General features: G+C 69.4%; 15 protein-coding genes. 11 read left to right on the top strand and 4 right to left on the bottom strand.

Annotated elements, in window-relative coordinates:
* Positions 1–83 precede the first annotated feature (83 nt).
* The 4 genes from AC1DGW_RS10020 (at position 84) to AC1DGW_RS10005 (ending at position 4615) form a co-directional block, all read left to right on the top strand.
* Positions 84–2102 carry a PAS domain-containing hybrid sensor histidine kinase/response regulator gene (locus AC1DGW_RS10020; protein ID WP_478022704.1) on the top strand — a complete coding sequence of 673 codons (2019 nt, stop codon included), beginning with the start codon at positions 84–86 and terminating at the stop codon, positions 2100–2102.
* Positions 2103–2178: 76 nt separating this feature from the next.
* A complete protein-coding gene (locus AC1DGW_RS10015; RefSeq protein WP_478022347.1) occupies positions 2179–3234 on the top strand; it encodes a class I SAM-dependent methyltransferase in 1056 nt (351 codons plus the stop codon).
* On the top strand, positions 3231–3938 hold the full coding sequence (locus AC1DGW_RS10010; RefSeq protein WP_478022345.1) for a pseudouridine synthase: 708 nt from the start codon (positions 3231–3233) through the stop codon (positions 3936–3938). Before AC1DGW_RS10015 ends, AC1DGW_RS10010 begins: the two co-directional genes overlap by 4 nt.
* Positions 3935–4615: an HAD family hydrolase gene (locus AC1DGW_RS10005; RefSeq protein WP_478022343.1), complete on the top strand. Its 681-nt coding sequence runs from the start codon at positions 3935–3937 to the stop codon at positions 4613–4615. Before AC1DGW_RS10010 ends, AC1DGW_RS10005 begins: the two co-directional genes overlap by 4 nt.
* Before the next feature lie 32 nt (positions 4616–4647).
* Here the strand turns inward: AC1DGW_RS10005 and AC1DGW_RS10000 are convergent, their stop codons facing one another.
* Genes AC1DGW_RS10000 through AC1DGW_RS09990 form a run of 3 tightly spaced genes read right to left on the bottom strand, consistent with a single transcriptional unit; the run spans position 4648 to position 6844 of the window.
* The gene (locus AC1DGW_RS10000) at positions 4648–5193 is read right to left on the bottom strand and encodes a DUF1415 domain-containing protein (protein WP_478022702.1); all 546 of its coding nucleotides are present in this window, start codon (positions 5191–5193) and stop codon (positions 4648–4650) included.
* A 4-nt stretch (positions 5194–5197) separates the two neighbouring features.
* Complete coding sequence (locus tag AC1DGW_RS09995) at positions 5198–5683, bottom strand: YajQ family cyclic di-GMP-binding protein (protein ID WP_273082979.1); 486 nt, start codon at positions 5681–5683, stop codon at positions 5198–5200.
* Between the two features lie 60 nt (positions 5684–5743).
* Entirely contained in the window at positions 5744–6844 is a 1101-nt protein-coding gene (locus AC1DGW_RS09990; RefSeq protein WP_478022341.1) for a serine hydrolase domain-containing protein, read from the bottom strand.
* Between the two features lie 77 nt (positions 6845–6921).
* Between AC1DGW_RS09990 and AC1DGW_RS09985 the strand changes: the two genes are divergently transcribed.
* The 5 genes from AC1DGW_RS09985 to AC1DGW_RS09965 all read left to right on the top strand — a co-directional run bounded on the left by AC1DGW_RS09985 (position 6922) and on the right by AC1DGW_RS09965 (position 11542).
* Positions 6922–7833 carry a DMT family transporter gene (locus tag AC1DGW_RS09985; RefSeq protein ID WP_478022339.1) on the top strand — a complete coding sequence of 304 codons (912 nt, stop codon included), beginning with the start codon at positions 6922–6924 and terminating at the stop codon, positions 7831–7833.
* Positions 7834–7954: 121 nt separating this feature from the next.
* Positions 7955–8962 carry a methionine ABC transporter ATP-binding protein gene (locus AC1DGW_RS09980; RefSeq protein ID WP_282276687.1) on the top strand — a complete coding sequence of 336 codons (1008 nt, stop codon included), beginning with the start codon at positions 7955–7957 and terminating at the stop codon, positions 8960–8962.
* Positions 8959–9648 carry a methionine ABC transporter permease gene (locus AC1DGW_RS09975; protein ID WP_273082970.1) on the top strand — a complete coding sequence of 230 codons (690 nt, stop codon included), beginning with the start codon at positions 8959–8961 and terminating at the stop codon, positions 9646–9648. The genes AC1DGW_RS09980 and AC1DGW_RS09975 overlap by 4 nt, the downstream gene beginning before the upstream one ends.
* Before the next feature lie 110 nt (positions 9649–9758).
* Positions 9759–10559: a MetQ/NlpA family ABC transporter substrate-binding protein gene (locus AC1DGW_RS09970; protein WP_478022336.1), complete on the top strand. Its 801-nt coding sequence runs from the start codon at positions 9759–9761 to the stop codon at positions 10557–10559.
* Between the two features lie 224 nt (positions 10560–10783).
* Positions 10784–11542: a YiiX/YebB-like N1pC/P60 family cysteine hydrolase gene (locus AC1DGW_RS09965; protein WP_478022334.1), complete on the top strand. Its 759-nt coding sequence runs from the start codon at positions 10784–10786 to the stop codon at positions 11540–11542.
* A gap of 90 nt (positions 11543–11632) precedes the next feature.
* Here AC1DGW_RS09965 and AC1DGW_RS09960 read toward each other — a convergent pair whose 3' ends face one another.
* Positions 11633–12274 carry an OmpW/AlkL family protein gene (locus AC1DGW_RS09960; protein WP_478022332.1) on the bottom strand — a complete coding sequence of 214 codons (642 nt, stop codon included), beginning with the start codon at positions 12272–12274 and terminating at the stop codon, positions 11633–11635.
* 196 nt (positions 12275–12470) lie between these two features.
* On the opposite strand from AC1DGW_RS09960, the gene AC1DGW_RS09955 reads away from it, so the two are divergent.
* Both AC1DGW_RS09955 and AC1DGW_RS09950 read left to right on the top strand, forming a co-directional pair.
* Positions 12471–13010 carry a DNA-deoxyinosine glycosylase gene (locus AC1DGW_RS09955; protein WP_478022330.1) on the top strand — a complete coding sequence of 180 codons (540 nt, stop codon included), beginning with the start codon at positions 12471–12473 and terminating at the stop codon, positions 13008–13010.
* Between the two features lie 198 nt (positions 13011–13208).
* Positions 13209–14603: a dihydrolipoyllysine-residue acetyltransferase gene (locus AC1DGW_RS09950; protein ID WP_478022327.1), complete on the top strand. Its 1395-nt coding sequence runs from the start codon at positions 13209–13211 to the stop codon at positions 14601–14603.
* Positions 14604–14613 lie beyond the last annotated feature (10 nt).

Raw genomic sequence — 14613 nt, 5'->3', positions numbered from 1 at the left:
ATCATCACATGCCGTGGATAGTTGCACGCCCAGACTTTCCTCCCGCTGCCGCACCGCCGCAAAGACCTGCCACCGCCTTGAGCATGCATCCGCCCGAACTGGAGCCGTTCGTCCCGCCGCCGGCGCCACCGGTGGCCGAGGGGCTGGAAAGCTCGCCGCTGTACCAGGAAGTATTCGAGGCCGTCGGCACCGGCTTCTGCGTGATCGAAGTACTGTTCGACGAGGCCCGCGCGGTGGACTTCGTGCACTGCAAGGTCAACGCGGCGTTCGAGCGCATCACCGGCCTGGCCGATGTCATCGGGCGGCGCGCCACCGAGGTGCTGCCGGGGCTGGACGAGTATTGGTTCCGGGTGTTCGGCCGGGTGGTGGGCGAGGGCATGCCGGTGCAGTTCGAGCGTTACCTGCCGCAGCTCGGGCGCTGGTATTCGGTCGAAGCGGTGCGGCTGGGGCCTGCCGCGGCGCGGCGGGTCGCGGTGCTGTTCTTCGACATCTCGCGGCGCAAGCAGATCGAGACCGACCTGGCCGAGAGCGAGGCGCGCTTCAGCGCGCTGGCCGACGGCCTGCCGATGCCGGTCTGGGTGCTGGACGACCTGGGCCACGTGCGCTTCGTCAACAACGCCTTCGGCAGCTTCTTCGGGCTGGACGGCGACCATTGCTTCGGGCCGCGCTGGTGGGAAGAGCTGCTGCATCCGGAAGACCTGAAGGTCTTCGAGTACGCGCTGGACGACGCCCTCTCCAATGAGCGCGACCTGCACCTGAACGCCCGCCTGCGCCGTCACGATGGCCAATGGCGGTGGCTGGAGATGAACGCCGCGCCGCGCTTCTCGGCCGATGGCCGCTTCATCGGCCTGGCCGGCAACAGCCCGGACATCACCGAGCGCCGCGAGATCGAGATGGCGCGCGAGGAACTGCTGGAGGCCGAGCGCGCCGCCCGCAACACGGCCGAAGGCATGGCGAGGGTGAAGGACGAATTCCTCGCCACCCTGTCGCACGAGCTGCGCACCCCGCTCACCACCATCCTGGGGTGGAGCGAACTGCTGCTGCAGCGGATGGAGGCCGAACATCCCATGCGCCGCGGCGTGGAAGTGATCGCCAGCAGCGCGATGGCGCAGAAACGGCTGATGTCGGACATGCTCGACCTGAGCAGCATGCTGCTGGGCAAGGTGCAGCTGGAAGTCGAGGTGCTGGACCTGGCCGAGCAGGTGCGCGAGGCGGCGCGCCTGCAGGAGCTGGTGGCGCAGGGCAAGGCACAGGCGCTGGTGGTCGATGCGCCGCAGGCGCCGTGTCCGGTGCTGGGCGATGCGACGCGGCTGCAGCAGGTGCTGTGGAACCTGCTGGCCAACGCCATCAAGTTCACTCCGGTCGAAGGCCGGGTCGAGGTCGCGCTGCGCCGGGAGGACGGACACTATGTGCTGGACGTACGCGACAACGGCGACGGCATCGCGCCGGAATTCCTCGCGCACCTGTTCAGCCGTTTCAGCCAGGCCGACGGCACCACCACCCGCCGCCACGGCGGCCTCGGCCTGGGTCTGGCGATCGTGCAGCAGCTGACCGAACTGCATGGCGGATCGGTTTCCGCGCAGAGCGCGGGCGCCGGCCAGGGCGCCACCTTCAGCGTGCGCCTGCCGGTGTATCGCGTGGAGAGTGCCGGGCGGCCGCGGCGCACGGTGCAGCGGGTCGCGGCGGGCGAACAGGTGGTGGCCGCCCACGCCTTGGCCGGGACGCGCATCCTGGCGGTGGAGGACCAGCCGGACGTGCTGGCCTATCTCCGGCGGGTACTGGAGGAACAGGGCGCCACGGTGGTGGCGGCGGCGTCAGCGGCCGAGGCGCTGGAGCTGCTCGACCTGCGCGGCCACGCCGCCTTCGACGTGCTGGTCAGCGATGTGGGCATGCCCGGCATGGACGGCTACGGGCTGGTGCGCACCCTGCGCGAGACCATGGGCGTGTCCGCGGGCGAGCTGCCGGCGGTAGCAGTGACCGCGCTGGCGCGTGGCGATGACCGCCGCCGCGCGCTGGTGGCCGGTTTCCAGAAGCATGTCGCCAAGCCGTACAGCGTGGCGCAGCTGGTCGGGGCGATCCGCGAGGCCCGTACTCGCTGCTAAACCCCGGGACGGTGCAGCCGGCTCCGGCCTGGACGGGCCGCTAGAATGATTGGCTAGTTCCGCTGGATATTCCGCGATGGCCGCCGCCCAAGACGCCCCGCTGCAGACACTGTTCCTCCCGTTCGCCACTGGCGCCCTGCCATGGCCGCAGGGGCCGGTGTTGTTCCTGCGCGCGCGCGATGGCTGGCCGCTGCGCGAGCATGCCGCAGCCGGGCAACTTGTCTGCGTGCAGAGCTTCCGCCCGTTCGCGCAGGCGCTGGAGCGCGGTGGTTGGGACGTGCGCGACGAGGCCACACTGGAAGCCTCCACCGGGAAATACCCGCTGGTGCTGGTGCTGCCGCCGCGCCAGCGCGACGAAGCCCGCGCGCTGCTGGCGCGGGCCGTGGAGCAGGTGGCGCCGGGCGGCGTGCTGGTCGCCTGCCAGTCCAACAGCGAGGGCGCGCGCTCCGGCGAAAGCGACCTGCAGCAACTGGCCGGGCTGGGCGGCAAGCTGACCAAGAACCACTGCCGCGTGTTCTGGACCGCGCCGCTCGACGGTGGCCACGATGAAGCGCTGCGCGTGCGTTGGGCGGCGCTGGATGCGCCGCGCCCGATCATGGACGGGCGCTTCCGCAGTCGACCGGGCGTGTTTGCCTGGGACCGCATCGACCGGGCCTCGGCGCTGCTGGTCGAACAGCTGCCGGCCGACCTTGCCGGTCGCGGCGCCGATCTTGGCGCCGGCTGGGGCTATCTGTCGGCCGAGGTGCTGGCACGCTGTCCGAAGGTCGCCGCGCTGGACCTGTACGAAGCCGAATCGCGCGCGCTGGCGCTGGCCCGGCACAATCTGGCCGGCAGCCACGCACAGCTGGATTTCCGCTGGCACGACGTCACCGCCGGCATCGACGGCCGCTACGATTTCATCGTCTCCAACCCGCCGTTCCACACTCCCGCGCGCGAGGACCGGCCGGACATCGGCCAGCGTTTCATCGCCGTGGCGGCGCAGGCGCTGCGTCCGGGCGGGCGGCTGTTCATGGTCGCCAACCGGCACCTGCCCTACGAGCAGATCCTCAACGACAGTTTCGGACAGGTGCGCGTGGCGGCCGAGCGCGACGGCTTCAAGGTCATCGTCGGCACCCGTGGTGGCCGCGCATGAAGCTGGTCAAACACATCGCCAACCTGGGCTACGGCAGCCGCAAGCAGGTGCAGTGGCTGTTCCGCGAGGGCCGCGTTACCGATGCCGATGGCGAGGTGCTGTATGCCGACGACAAGGTGGAACACGATGCGATCCGCATCGACGGCGAGCCGCTGGACCCACCGCCGGGGTTGAGCCTGATGCTGCACAAGCCGGCCGGCTACACCTGCTCGACCAAGGACCATGGCCGGCTGGTCTACGATCTGCTCCCCGCCCGTTTCCGAGAGCGCTCGCCGCTGTTGTCCACGGTGGGCCGGCTGGACCGCGACACCAGCGGCCTGCTGCTGATGACCGACGACGGCGCGTTGCTGCACCGGATCGTGTCGCCGAAGTCGAAGCTGGACAAGGTGTACGAGGCGCAACTGGCGCAGGATTTGCGCGGCGACGAAGCGGCAACCTTCGCCAGCGGCACGCTGATGCTGGAGTCGGAGGACAAGCCGCTGCTGCCGGCCGAGCTTGGCGTGCTAGGTCCGCGCCACGCGCGGTTGACCCTGCATGAAGGCCGCTACCACCAGGTACGGCGCATGTTCGCCGCGGTCGGCAACCACGTCGATGCGCTGCACCGCAGCCGCATCGGCGGGCTCGCGCTGGACGGACTGGCGGAAGGGCAGTGGCGGCAGTTGTCGGCCGCCGACCTGCAGACCCTGTTCGGAGACGCGCAATGACGCTGTTGGTGGCGCTGGCGGCGCGGCCGCAGGCGGTGATCTTCGACATGGACGGGCTGATGCTGGACAGCGAGCGCGCCCTGCTGGGCTGTCTCGCCGAAGCCGGTGCCGAAGCCGGGCATGATCTGCCCGAAGCCTTCCTGCTGTCGCTGATCGGCTCCAGCGACACGCTCACCCGCCAGCGCATCGCCACCCAGGTCGGGGCCGACGCGGTCGATGCGCTGCTGCAGGATTCCTATGCGCGCTACGACGGGGTGGTCGCCGCCGGCGTGCCGCACCGACCCGGCATCGTCGACCTGCTCGATACCCTGGTCGCCCATGGCATTCCGCGTGCGGTGGCGACCTCGACGCGGCGCCCGCTGGCGCTGCGCAAGCTCGAAAGCGCCGGCCTGTTGCCGTATTTCGAGCACGTGGCGACCAGCAGCGACGTCGCCCACGCCAAGCCGGCGCCGGACATCTACCTGCTGGCCGCGGCGAAGCTGGGCGTCGAGCCGCGCCATTGCCTGGCACTGGAGGATTCGCCCACCGGCGTGCGCGCCGCGCTGGCCGCCGGCATGACCGTGATCCAGGTGCCGGACCTGCTGGCGCCGGACGAAGAGATGCGCCGGCTGGGCCACGCCATCGCCGGCTCGCTGCACGATGTGCGCGGCCTGCTGCAGCCGTTGTTATCCGTGTAGAGCGGGGCAACGCCCTGCCGGGGAAGGGAGCATCACTCCCCGGACAACAGCCTGTTCCAGCCGTCCACGCCCAGCCTGTCCAGCGTGGCGATGTTGCGCTCGACGATCACGTCCGGGTCCGGGAACGCGGCCACCGCACGCTCCACGCTGTCCTCGCGCAGCAGGTGCAGGGTCGGCCAGGGCGCGCGGTTGGTGTAGTTGCTCACGTCGTCCGGCGCCGCGCCGGCGAACTGGTACTGCGGGTGGAAACTGGCCACCTGCAGGATGCCCTGCAGGTCCAGCGCCTCCACCGCCGCGTCGGCGTTGTCGAGGAAGTCGTTGTAGTCGAGGAAATCGGTCAACACCTGCGGGTGCACGATCAGCGTGGTGTCGATCTGCTCGGCCGGCGTGTCGCGCAGGAGCAGCAGTTCCTCGGCCAGTTCCTCCAGCAGCGCCTCGGGCGTGCTGGCGTCGCTGAGCACGAAGCGCACCTGTTCCTTGGCATACACCGCCTTGGCGAACGGGCACAGGTTCAGCCCGATCACGGCTTTCTCAAGCCAGCGGCGGGTGTCGGCGATCGGATCGGCGTCGGCGTGCATGGACTCAGTCACGGAAGTTGTCGAACTGCAGCGGCTGCTCGAACTCGTTCTTCTTCAGCAGCGCGATCACTTCCTGCAGGTCGTCGCGCTTCTTGCCGTTCACGCGCAGCTTGTCGCCGTTGATCTGGGTGTCGACCTTGATCTTGGATTCCTTGATCTTCGCCGCGATCTGCTTGGCCAGCTTCTGCTCGATGCCCTGTTTGACCGTGACCTGCTGTCGCGCGCCGGCCAGGTTGGTCTCGACATCGCCGAATTCCATGCAGCGGAAATCGATGCTGCGCGCGGCCAGGCGCTGCTTGAGGATGTCGGCCATCTGCTTGAGCTGGAAATCGCTGGGCGCGGCCAGCTTGATCAGCTTGTCGCCGTCCTGCTCGAAGCTGGCGGCCACGCCCTTGAAGTCGAAGCGCGTGGACAGCTCGCGGTTGGCCTGGTCGATGGCGTTGGTCAGTTCGTGCTTGTCGACTTCGGACACGACGTCGAAGGAAGGCATGGGGAGGCTCCTGGCGGAAAAACAGCGGCCATTCTAGGCGATCGCCCAGTGGCGCCGCCGTCAGGGCGTGCCCTTCCACTGCGCATGCAGCAGGTTGGACACCGCGAAGCAGGCCGGCGCGTCCCTGTTGGACAGCACGATCACGGTTTCGCCCGTGTGCGGATAGGTGCGCACGTCGGTGCAGATGCCGTCGGCATTGCCGCCATGCCCCCAGCGGAAGTCGCGCTCGGGCACGTCCGGGCCATAGCCGGTGGCGAAGAAGCCCAGCCCCATGAACTCGCGCTGCGGCGTGGTCGCTTCCATGAACAGCGGCAGGGGCAGCAGCCGGCCATCGCGCAGTGCCTGCACGAAGCGCAGCAGGTCGCCGGCCGGCGCCACCTCGCCACCGGCGGCGAAACCGCGCGCCGGCAGCGTGGCGCAGTTGCGCACGCGCCTACCGTCGACCTCGACATGGCCCACCGCCAGGTCCGGCGCCGGGTCGTTGCAGTCGACGAAGCCGGTGCGGATCATCCCGGCCGGCGCCAGCACATGCGTGCGGATGTAGGACTCGAAGTCCTGCCCTGACAACACCTCGACCATCCGCCCCAGCAACACGTAGCCGTAGTTGCCGTACTTCTGCTGCGTGCCGGGGGCGAACTCCGGCGCGCGGCGGCCGTGCAGGGCGATGATGTCGGCGGCGCTGCGCAACCGCGCGCGCTCGGCCGCATGTCCGGCGCCGAACAGTTCGTCCACGTCGCCGGCCCCGGCGGTGTGGGTGAGCAGTTGCCGCACCGTCACCGTGTCGGCGAAGCCGTGGTCCGGATAGTCCTTGAGGATGTCGCCGACAGGGCTGTCCAGCGCGATGCGGCCGGCGGCGACCTGCTGCAGGATCGCCACGCTGGTGAACATCTTGCCGGCGGAGGCCAGGTTCAGGCGGTCGTCGGCGCGCAGCGGCGCCTCGCCGTTCTCGTCGCGTGGCCCGTAGGCCTTCTCGAACACCACCTTGCCGTCGTGCGCGACCAGCACCACGCCGGAAAAGCGCCCGGCCGTTTCCAGCCCGAGGGCGAAGCCGTCGAGCCGCGCCAGGTCGGTGGCCGAAGGCGCCTGCGCGGCGGCCGTCGCGCAGGCCAGGGACAGGGCCAGCGCGGCCAGGGAGCGAAGCGGGGTGGAAGTGGCAGGCATGTTCCGGCTCCGGCGGAAGATGGGGTGAGCATAACGGCAGCGCGGCGTGCGCCGGCACGGCCTGCGATAATCGGGCCATGTCCGCTTCCTCTCCGTCCGTTCCGCGCTCTCCCGCCGCCGCCGTGGCGTGGATGCTGTCCGCCGTCGCGTTCTTCTCGCTGATGGACGCCGGCATGAAACTGCTGTCGGCCGGCTACCCGACCCTGCAGGTGACCATGCTGCGCGGCGCCGCCTCGCTGCCGTTCGTGCTGGTGTGGGTGCTGGCCACCGCCGGACCGCGCTCGCTGGTCCCGGTGCGCTGGGGCCTGCACCTGCTGCGTGGCGCGCTGGGCATGGTGATGATCGGCTGCTTCGTCTATGCGCTGCGCAGCCTGCCGTTGTCTACCGCCTATTCAATCTACTTCGTCGCTCCGCTGCTGGTGGCGGCGCTGTCGGTGCCGCTGCTGGGCGAGCGGGTCGGGCCGCGGCGCTGGGTCGCCATTGCCATCGGCCTGGTCGGCGTACTGGTGGTGCTGCGCCCGGGCGTGGATGGCTTCATCTCGTTGCCAGGGTTGATGGTGCTGCTGGCGGCCACCGCCTATGCCATCGCCGCGGTGACAGTGAGCCTGCTGACCCGCACCGATACGCCGCAGTCGATGGTGGTGTGGTTCCTGCTGATCATGGCGGTCGGCGCCGGGCTGCTGGCCTGGCCGCAATGGCAGCCGCTGCAGTGGAAGCATGCCGGGCTGATCGCCGGCATGGGCCTGGCCGGCGCGCTGGGGCAGATCGCGCTGACCCGGGCTTTCCAGCTGGGCCAGGCGTCGATGATCGCGCCGCTGGAGTACACCGGCCTGGTCTGGGTGATCGGCTGGGACCTGCTGCTGTGGGGCGTGCTGCCGGACCGCATGACCTGGATCGGTGCGGCGATCATCGTCGCCAGCGGCCTGTACCTGCTGCACCGCGAGCGCGTCCAGCACGCGCGCCGGGCCGCGCAGGTCGATCACCCCTGAACCCTGCGCCAGTCTTCATAGAACCAAAAGGAATAAGATTCCCTCCGCCCGTGCGGGCGCCGCGGCCGCGGCGCTGCTAGGCTTGCCGCCCCCTTGTCGTCCGTCCATCCGCGCCCTGGCCGTGATCGAGTTCCAGAACCTGCACAAATCCTATGCCGTGGAAGGCCGCGCGATCACCGCGCTGCATCCGCTCGACCTGACCATCGGCGCCGGCGAGGTGTTCGGCATCATCGGCCATTCCGGCGCCGGCAAGTCGACCCTGATCCGCCTGATCAACCGGTTGGAGGAGCCCAGCGGCGGCCGCGTGCTGATCGACGGCCAGGACGCCACCGCGCTCGACGCGCAGGGCCTGCGCGCGCTGCGCAGGCGGATCGGCATGATCTTCCAGCACTTCAACCTGCTGTCGGCGCGCACCGTGGCCGGCAACGTCGCCTTCCCGCTGGAGCTGGCCGGCACGCCGAAGGCGAAGATCGACGCGCGCGTGGCCGAACTGCTGCGCACGGTCGGCCTGGAGGCGCATGCGGCCAAGTACCCGGCGCAGTTGTCCGGCGGGCAGAAGCAGCGCGTGGGCATCGCCCGCGCGCTGGCCACCGAGCCGAAGATCCTGCTGTGCGACGAGGCCACCAGCGCGCTCGACCCGCAGACCACTGCTTCGGTGCTGTCGCTGCTGTCGAAGATCAACCGCGAGCTGGGCTTGACCATCGTGCTGATCACCCACGAGATGGACGTGATCCGCCGCGTCTGCGATCGCGTGGCGGTGCTGGACGCCGGCCGCCTGGTCGAGAGTGGGCCGGTAAGCCAGGTGTTCCTGCACCCGCAGCATCCGACCACGCGCCGCTTCGTGTCCGAATCCGAGCACGTGGACGAGGGCGAGCTGCACCGCGACTTCGCCGCCGTGGGCGGGCGCATCGTGCGCCTGACCTTCCTCGGCGACGGCACCTACGAGCCGCTGCTGGGCCGCATCGCGCGGCAGACCGGGGTGGACTACAACATCCTGTCCGGCCGCATCGACCGGATCAAGGACACGCCCTACGGGCAGCTGACCGTGGCCCTGGTGGGCGGCGACCAGAACGCCGCCCAGGCCGGCTTCGTCGACGCCGGCGTACACGTGGAGGAACTGCGCCGATGATCGTCGCGACCGCCGGCGGCTTTTTCCGCCACCTGGATGCCGGCAAGTGGGCCGACATCGGCCAGGCCACCGTCGACACACTGCTGATGCTGGCCGGCTCGCTGCCGCTGACCATGGCCATCGGCCTGCCGCTGGGCGTGCTGCTGTTCCTGACCGGTTCGCCGCAGCTGCGCCGCCGCCCTGTCCTGTATGGCGTGACCGCGCTGGCGGTGAACGTGCTGCGTTCGGTGCCCTTCATCATCCTGATGATCGTGCTGATCCCGGTGACGTTGGCGCTGATGGGCACCTCGCTGGGCGTGCGCGGCGCGATCCTGCCGCTGGTGGTCGGCGCGGCGCCGTTCTACGCGCGCCTGGTCGAGACCGCGCTGCGCGAAGTGGACCGCGGCGTGATCGAAGCCAGTCAGGCGATGGGCGCCACCACCGCGCAGCTGGTGTTCAAGGTGCTGCTGCCCGAAGCGCGGCCCGGCCTGATCGCCGGCGCCACCGTGACCACCATCGCCCTGATCGGCTTCACCGCGATGGGCGGTGCGATCGGTTCCGGCGGCCTTGGCGACCTGGCCTTCCGCGATGGCTACCAGCGCTCGCACACCGACGTGGCGCTGGTCACCGTGGTGCTGCTGCTGGTATTGGTGCAGCTGCTGCAGATGCTGGGCGACAGGCTGGTGCGCCACTACACTCGCCGTTGATCGTCCGCTCTCCGTAGAGCCGGGCTTGCCCGGCTGGGGGCCTTCCTGCCGGCCTCGCGCGGGGCAAGCCCCGCACCTACGTGGATCCTCCCTCCCGCACTGGAATCCCGATGAAGACTTCCCTGTTCCGCCCGCTGCTCGTTGCCGCCGCCGCGCTGGCGCTGTCGGCCTGCGGCAAGCCAGCCGCCGACGAGTCCAGGCTGGTGGTCGCCGCCACCGCCGTGCCGCACGCCGAGATCCTGGAAGTGGTCAAGCCGATCCTGGAGAAGGAAGGTGTCACGCTGGACGTGCGCGTATTCAACGACTACGTGCAGCCCAACGACCAGCTGGTGCAGAAGCAGGTGGACGCCAACTATTTCCAGACCGAGCCCTACCTGGACGCCTACAACCTCGACCGCAAGACCGGCCTGGTGACCGTGGTCGGCGTGCACATCGAACCGTTCGGCGCCTATTCGCGCCGGGTCAAGTCGCTGGCCGAGCTGCCTGTCGGCGCCGACGTGGTCATTCCCAACGACCCGAGCAACAACAGCCGCGCGCTGATCCTGCTGGACAAGGCGGGCGTCATCAAATTGAAGGACCCGTCCAACGCCCTGTCCACCCAGCGCGACATCGTCGACAACCCGAAGCAGCTCAAGTTCCGCGAGCTGGACTCGGCGATGCTGCCGCGCGTGCTGGACCAGGTCGACCTGGCGCTGATCAACACCAACTACGCGCTGGACGCCGGCCTCGACCCGACCCGCGACGCGCTGGCGATCGAGAGCAAGGATTCGCCGTACGTGAACTTCCTGGTCGCGCGCCCGGACAACAAGGATGACGCGCGCGTGCAGAAGCTGGCCAGGGCGCTGACCAGCCCGGAAGTGAAGGCCTTCATCGAGAAGAAGTACAAGGGCGCGGTGCTGCCGGCGTTCTGAGGCCCTCTACATCCATGCAGGAGCGCACTTCAGTGCGCGATGGGCTTGCGCGCAGATCCCTCTGCAACAGCCCGCACATCCATGTGCGGGGATTCAAATGGAAGGCCCCATCGCGCACTGAAGTGCGCTCCTGCTGGAACATCGCGGCCGCGTCATCGCCGCCGGTTGTGCGCCTGCCTCGACGGGGGCTAGGCTTCCTCCATCGCTTTCGCGGAGAGGCATGGATGGGGTTGCTGCGTTTCGCCGGGCGCCGCATGGCGCATTTCCTGGCCCAGCCGCGGCGGCAGCAGGCGCGGCCGCCCACCAGCGATCCGCAGCTGCTGGCGCGCACCCTGCGTCGCGGCGACGTGCTGCTGGTGGAGGGCAACAGCCGCTTCTCCACCGCGATCAAGTACCTCACCCAGTCCACCTGGTCGCACGCCGCCCTGTACATCGGCGAGGAAGCGCTGGAGGCGGACGGGCCGCGGCGGCCAATGCTGATCGACGTGGACGTTGAAGCGGGCGTGCGGCGCGTGCCGCTGGACGCCTTCGCCGAGGAGCACACCCGCATCTGCCGGCCGCACGGGCTGCCGCCGCCGGTCATCGACCAGCTTGTCGGCTTCATGCGCGCCCGCATCGGCTACAGCTACGACCTGAAGAACGTGTTCGACCTGGCGCGCTACCTGATCCTGCCGCCGGTGCCCGGACACATGCGCCGGCGCCTGATCGCGCTGGGCAGCGGCGAGCCGACCAAGGCGATCTGTTCGACGCTGTTGGCGCAGGCATTCGAGTCGATCCGCTACCCGATCCTGCCCGAGATCGAGACCGTGCTCGGCCACGCCGGCGGCCGCGAACAGCAGCGTGAGATCCTGCATATCCGCAACTACAGCCTGTACACGCCGCGCGATTTCGACGTGTCGCCGTTCTTCGAGATCGTCAAGCCGCGCCTGCAACTGGGCTTCGACTACCGCACGCTGCAGTGGAGCGAGGACGGCAACCCCTGACGCCGCCGGTGCGTCGCCGTGGCCCATGAACGCGACAGGCACGGATCGCGGACGATCCGTGCCTGTCGGCAAGCCGTGTTGCCGCGTGGATCAGAAGCGGGCGCCGATGCCGAAGCCCACGGTCCACGGGTCCAGCTTCAGCTTCTCGCCGGTGCCGGAGCCGGCCACGCTCAGTTCCGGGCGCGCGTGCATGTAGCGGGCGTCGGCGCGGGCGAACCAGGTCGAGTTGATGTTCATGTCCACGCCGACGGTGCCGATCGCGCCCTTGGCGGTGCGCAGGCCGACGTGGTCGCCGCTGGCGTCCAGGCCGTCGATCTTCTCGTTGCTGAAGTTCGACTCGTAGTAGCCCGCGCCCACGAACGGGCGGAACACGTTGTCGGCGGCGCCGAAGTGGTACTGCGCGCTCAGCGCCAGCGGCTGCTGCTCGACGGTGCCCGCCTTGGCGCCGCTGCTGGTGCGGACGCGATGGTCGAACTTGTCGGCCGCGCCCCACAGTTCGACGGCAATGTTGTCGTTGAAGTAATAGCTGGCGCTCACGGTCGGCGCCGGGCCGCCGTCGAATTTGTCGATGCCGTTGGCCGGGCCGCTCTTGGGCTGCAGCAGGGTCACGCCACCGACGACGGCGAAATGCTTGCCGGATGCGGTGTCGGCGCTGGCGTCCTGCGCGAACGCGGCGGGCGAAAGCGCCAGGGCGCCAAGGACGGCGAAGCTCATGATCTTGATGGTACGCATGGGTGATTCCTCGTGTTGCTCTCGGGATTGCGTTGTTATCGAGGCCCTCGGTCGGGGCGCGCACATCCTCGCCGCGGCAGGATGAATCGATCCGCACGCGTGATGGCCTGCGCGCGATGGTGTTCAGGGAAAATGGCCGCATGCCCGCAGTACCGGCCTGGGGCCGGGAAAAATCATTCATGGAGTTGTGTCGCGCGTGACGAACGAAACGGTGTTGCAGGGACTGCCTGCGCAGGTGAATGCGCAATGCCGCATGCTTGTGCTCGGCTCGATGCCGGGCATGGCGTCGCTGCAGGCGGCGCGCTACTACGCGCACCCGCGCAATCGTTTCTGGCCGGTGATGGGAGCATTGTGCGGCTTCGACCCGCAACTGGATTACACGGTGCGCCTGGCCCACCTGCAGCAGGCCGGCGTCGGGCTGTGGGATGTGATCGGCCGCTGCCGGCGGCGCGGCAGCCTGGATGCGGCCATCGTCCGCGGCAGCGAGGTGGCCAACCCGCTGCCGGAACTGGTCCGGGGCCTGCCGCGGCTGCAGGCCATCGCCTGCAATGGCTCGGCGGCGGCGCTGGCGTTCGAGCGCCATGTGCGCCCGGCGCTGCCGGCCGGGCACGGGTTGACGCTGCTGGCGCTGCCATCGACCAGCCCGGCCAACGCCGCCTGGTCGTTCGAGCGGCTGCTGGGCGAGTGGGCGCGGCTGTCGCCGTGGTTGCCGGTAGCGGAACACTCCATCCCCTGAGCGGCTGGACGCAGGGGACAGGCCAGGACAGACGGCAGGCCAGCGGTGCCCGTGGGCAGGGCGGCCGCGCCCGCGGCCCGCGGGGCATGGCGTGTCCTTGTCCGTGGACATACGTAGGCGAATCCAGCGACGGCGGTTGGCGCTGCGGCGCGCTGGCGCCACAATAGGGGTTTCCCTCACTGTTGCTGGAGTTGTTTCATGGCCGAAATCAAGGAAGCAGTTGTCCCCGATATCGGTGACTACAGCGACATCCCGGTGATCGAGGTGCTGGTCGCCGTCGGTGATACGGTCAAGAAAGACCAGGGCCTGGTCACGCTGGAATCGGACAAGGCGACGATGGAAGTGCCGTCGGCCGTGGCCGGCGTGGTCAAGGAAATCAAGGTCAAGATCGGCGACACCCTGTCCGAGGGCAAGGTCGTGGCGCTGATCGAGGTGGCCGCCGAAGGCGCTGCCGAGGGCGCCAAGCCCGCCGCCGCTGCTGCTCCGGCCAAGGTCGAGCCGACCGTCGAGACCGGCGCCAGGGTCGAGCCGGTGGCCGTGGCCCCGGTGCCGGACAAGCTGGCCCAGCGCGAGATCGCGCAGGAGACCGTGCTCGCGGCCAGCAAGCCGGCCAGCCCGCCGGTGCAGTTCAACGCCGAAGGCGTGCTGCCGTCCAACGTGCCCTACGCCAGCCCGGCGGTGCGCGTGTTCGCCCGCGAGCTGGGCGTGGACCTGGCCCAGGTGGGCGGCACCGAGAAGGGGGGGCGCATCACCAAGGCCGACGTGCAGAAGTTCGTCAAGGGTGCATTGTCCGGCGGCGTCGCCGCGGTTGGCGGTGCCCCGGTGGCGGCCGGTGGCGGCCTGAACCTGCTGCCGTGGCCGAAGGTGGACTTCAGCAAGTTCGGCGAGACCGAAGTACAGCCGCTGTCGCGGATCAAGAAGATCTCCGGCGCCAACCTCGCCCGCAACTGGGCGATGATCCCGCACGTCACCCAGTTCGACCAGGCCGACATCACCGACCTGGAAGCCCTGCGCGTGGCGCTGAACAAGGAGAACGCCGCACCTAATGGGAGCGGGGCGGGCATCAAGCTGACCATGCTCGCCTTCCTGATCAAGGCCAGCGCCGCGGCGCTGAAGAAGTTCCCCGAGTTCAACGCCTCGCTCGATGCCAGCGGCGAGAACCTGACCCTGAAGAAGTACTTCCACATCGGGTTCGCCGCCGACACGCCGAACGGCCTGGTCGTGCCGGTGATCCGCGACGTGGACAAGAAGGGCGTGGTGCAGCTGGCCGCCGAGATGGGCGAACTGTCGAAGAAGGCGCGCGACGGCAAGCTCGGCCCGGCCGACATGAGCGGCGGCTGCTTCTCGATCAGCTCGCTGGGCGGCATCGGCGGCACCGCGTTCACCCCGATCGTCAATGCGCCGGAAGTGGCCATCCTCGGCGTCTCCAAGTCGTCGATCCAGCCGGTCTGGAACGGCAAGGAGTTCGCGCCGAAGCTGCTGCTGCCGCTGTCGCTGAGCTACGACCACCGCGTCATCGACGGTGCGCTGGCCGCGCGCTTCACCACGTACCTGTCGCAGGTGCTGGCCGACATGCGCCGCGTGCTGCTCTGATCCCGAGGAC

It is taken from the genome of Stenotrophomonas sp. 05N423, from assembly GCF_056397145.1.
The sequence above is the reverse complement of the archived record's forward strand: the minus strand, read 5'-3'. Positions and strand labels throughout refer to the sequence as shown.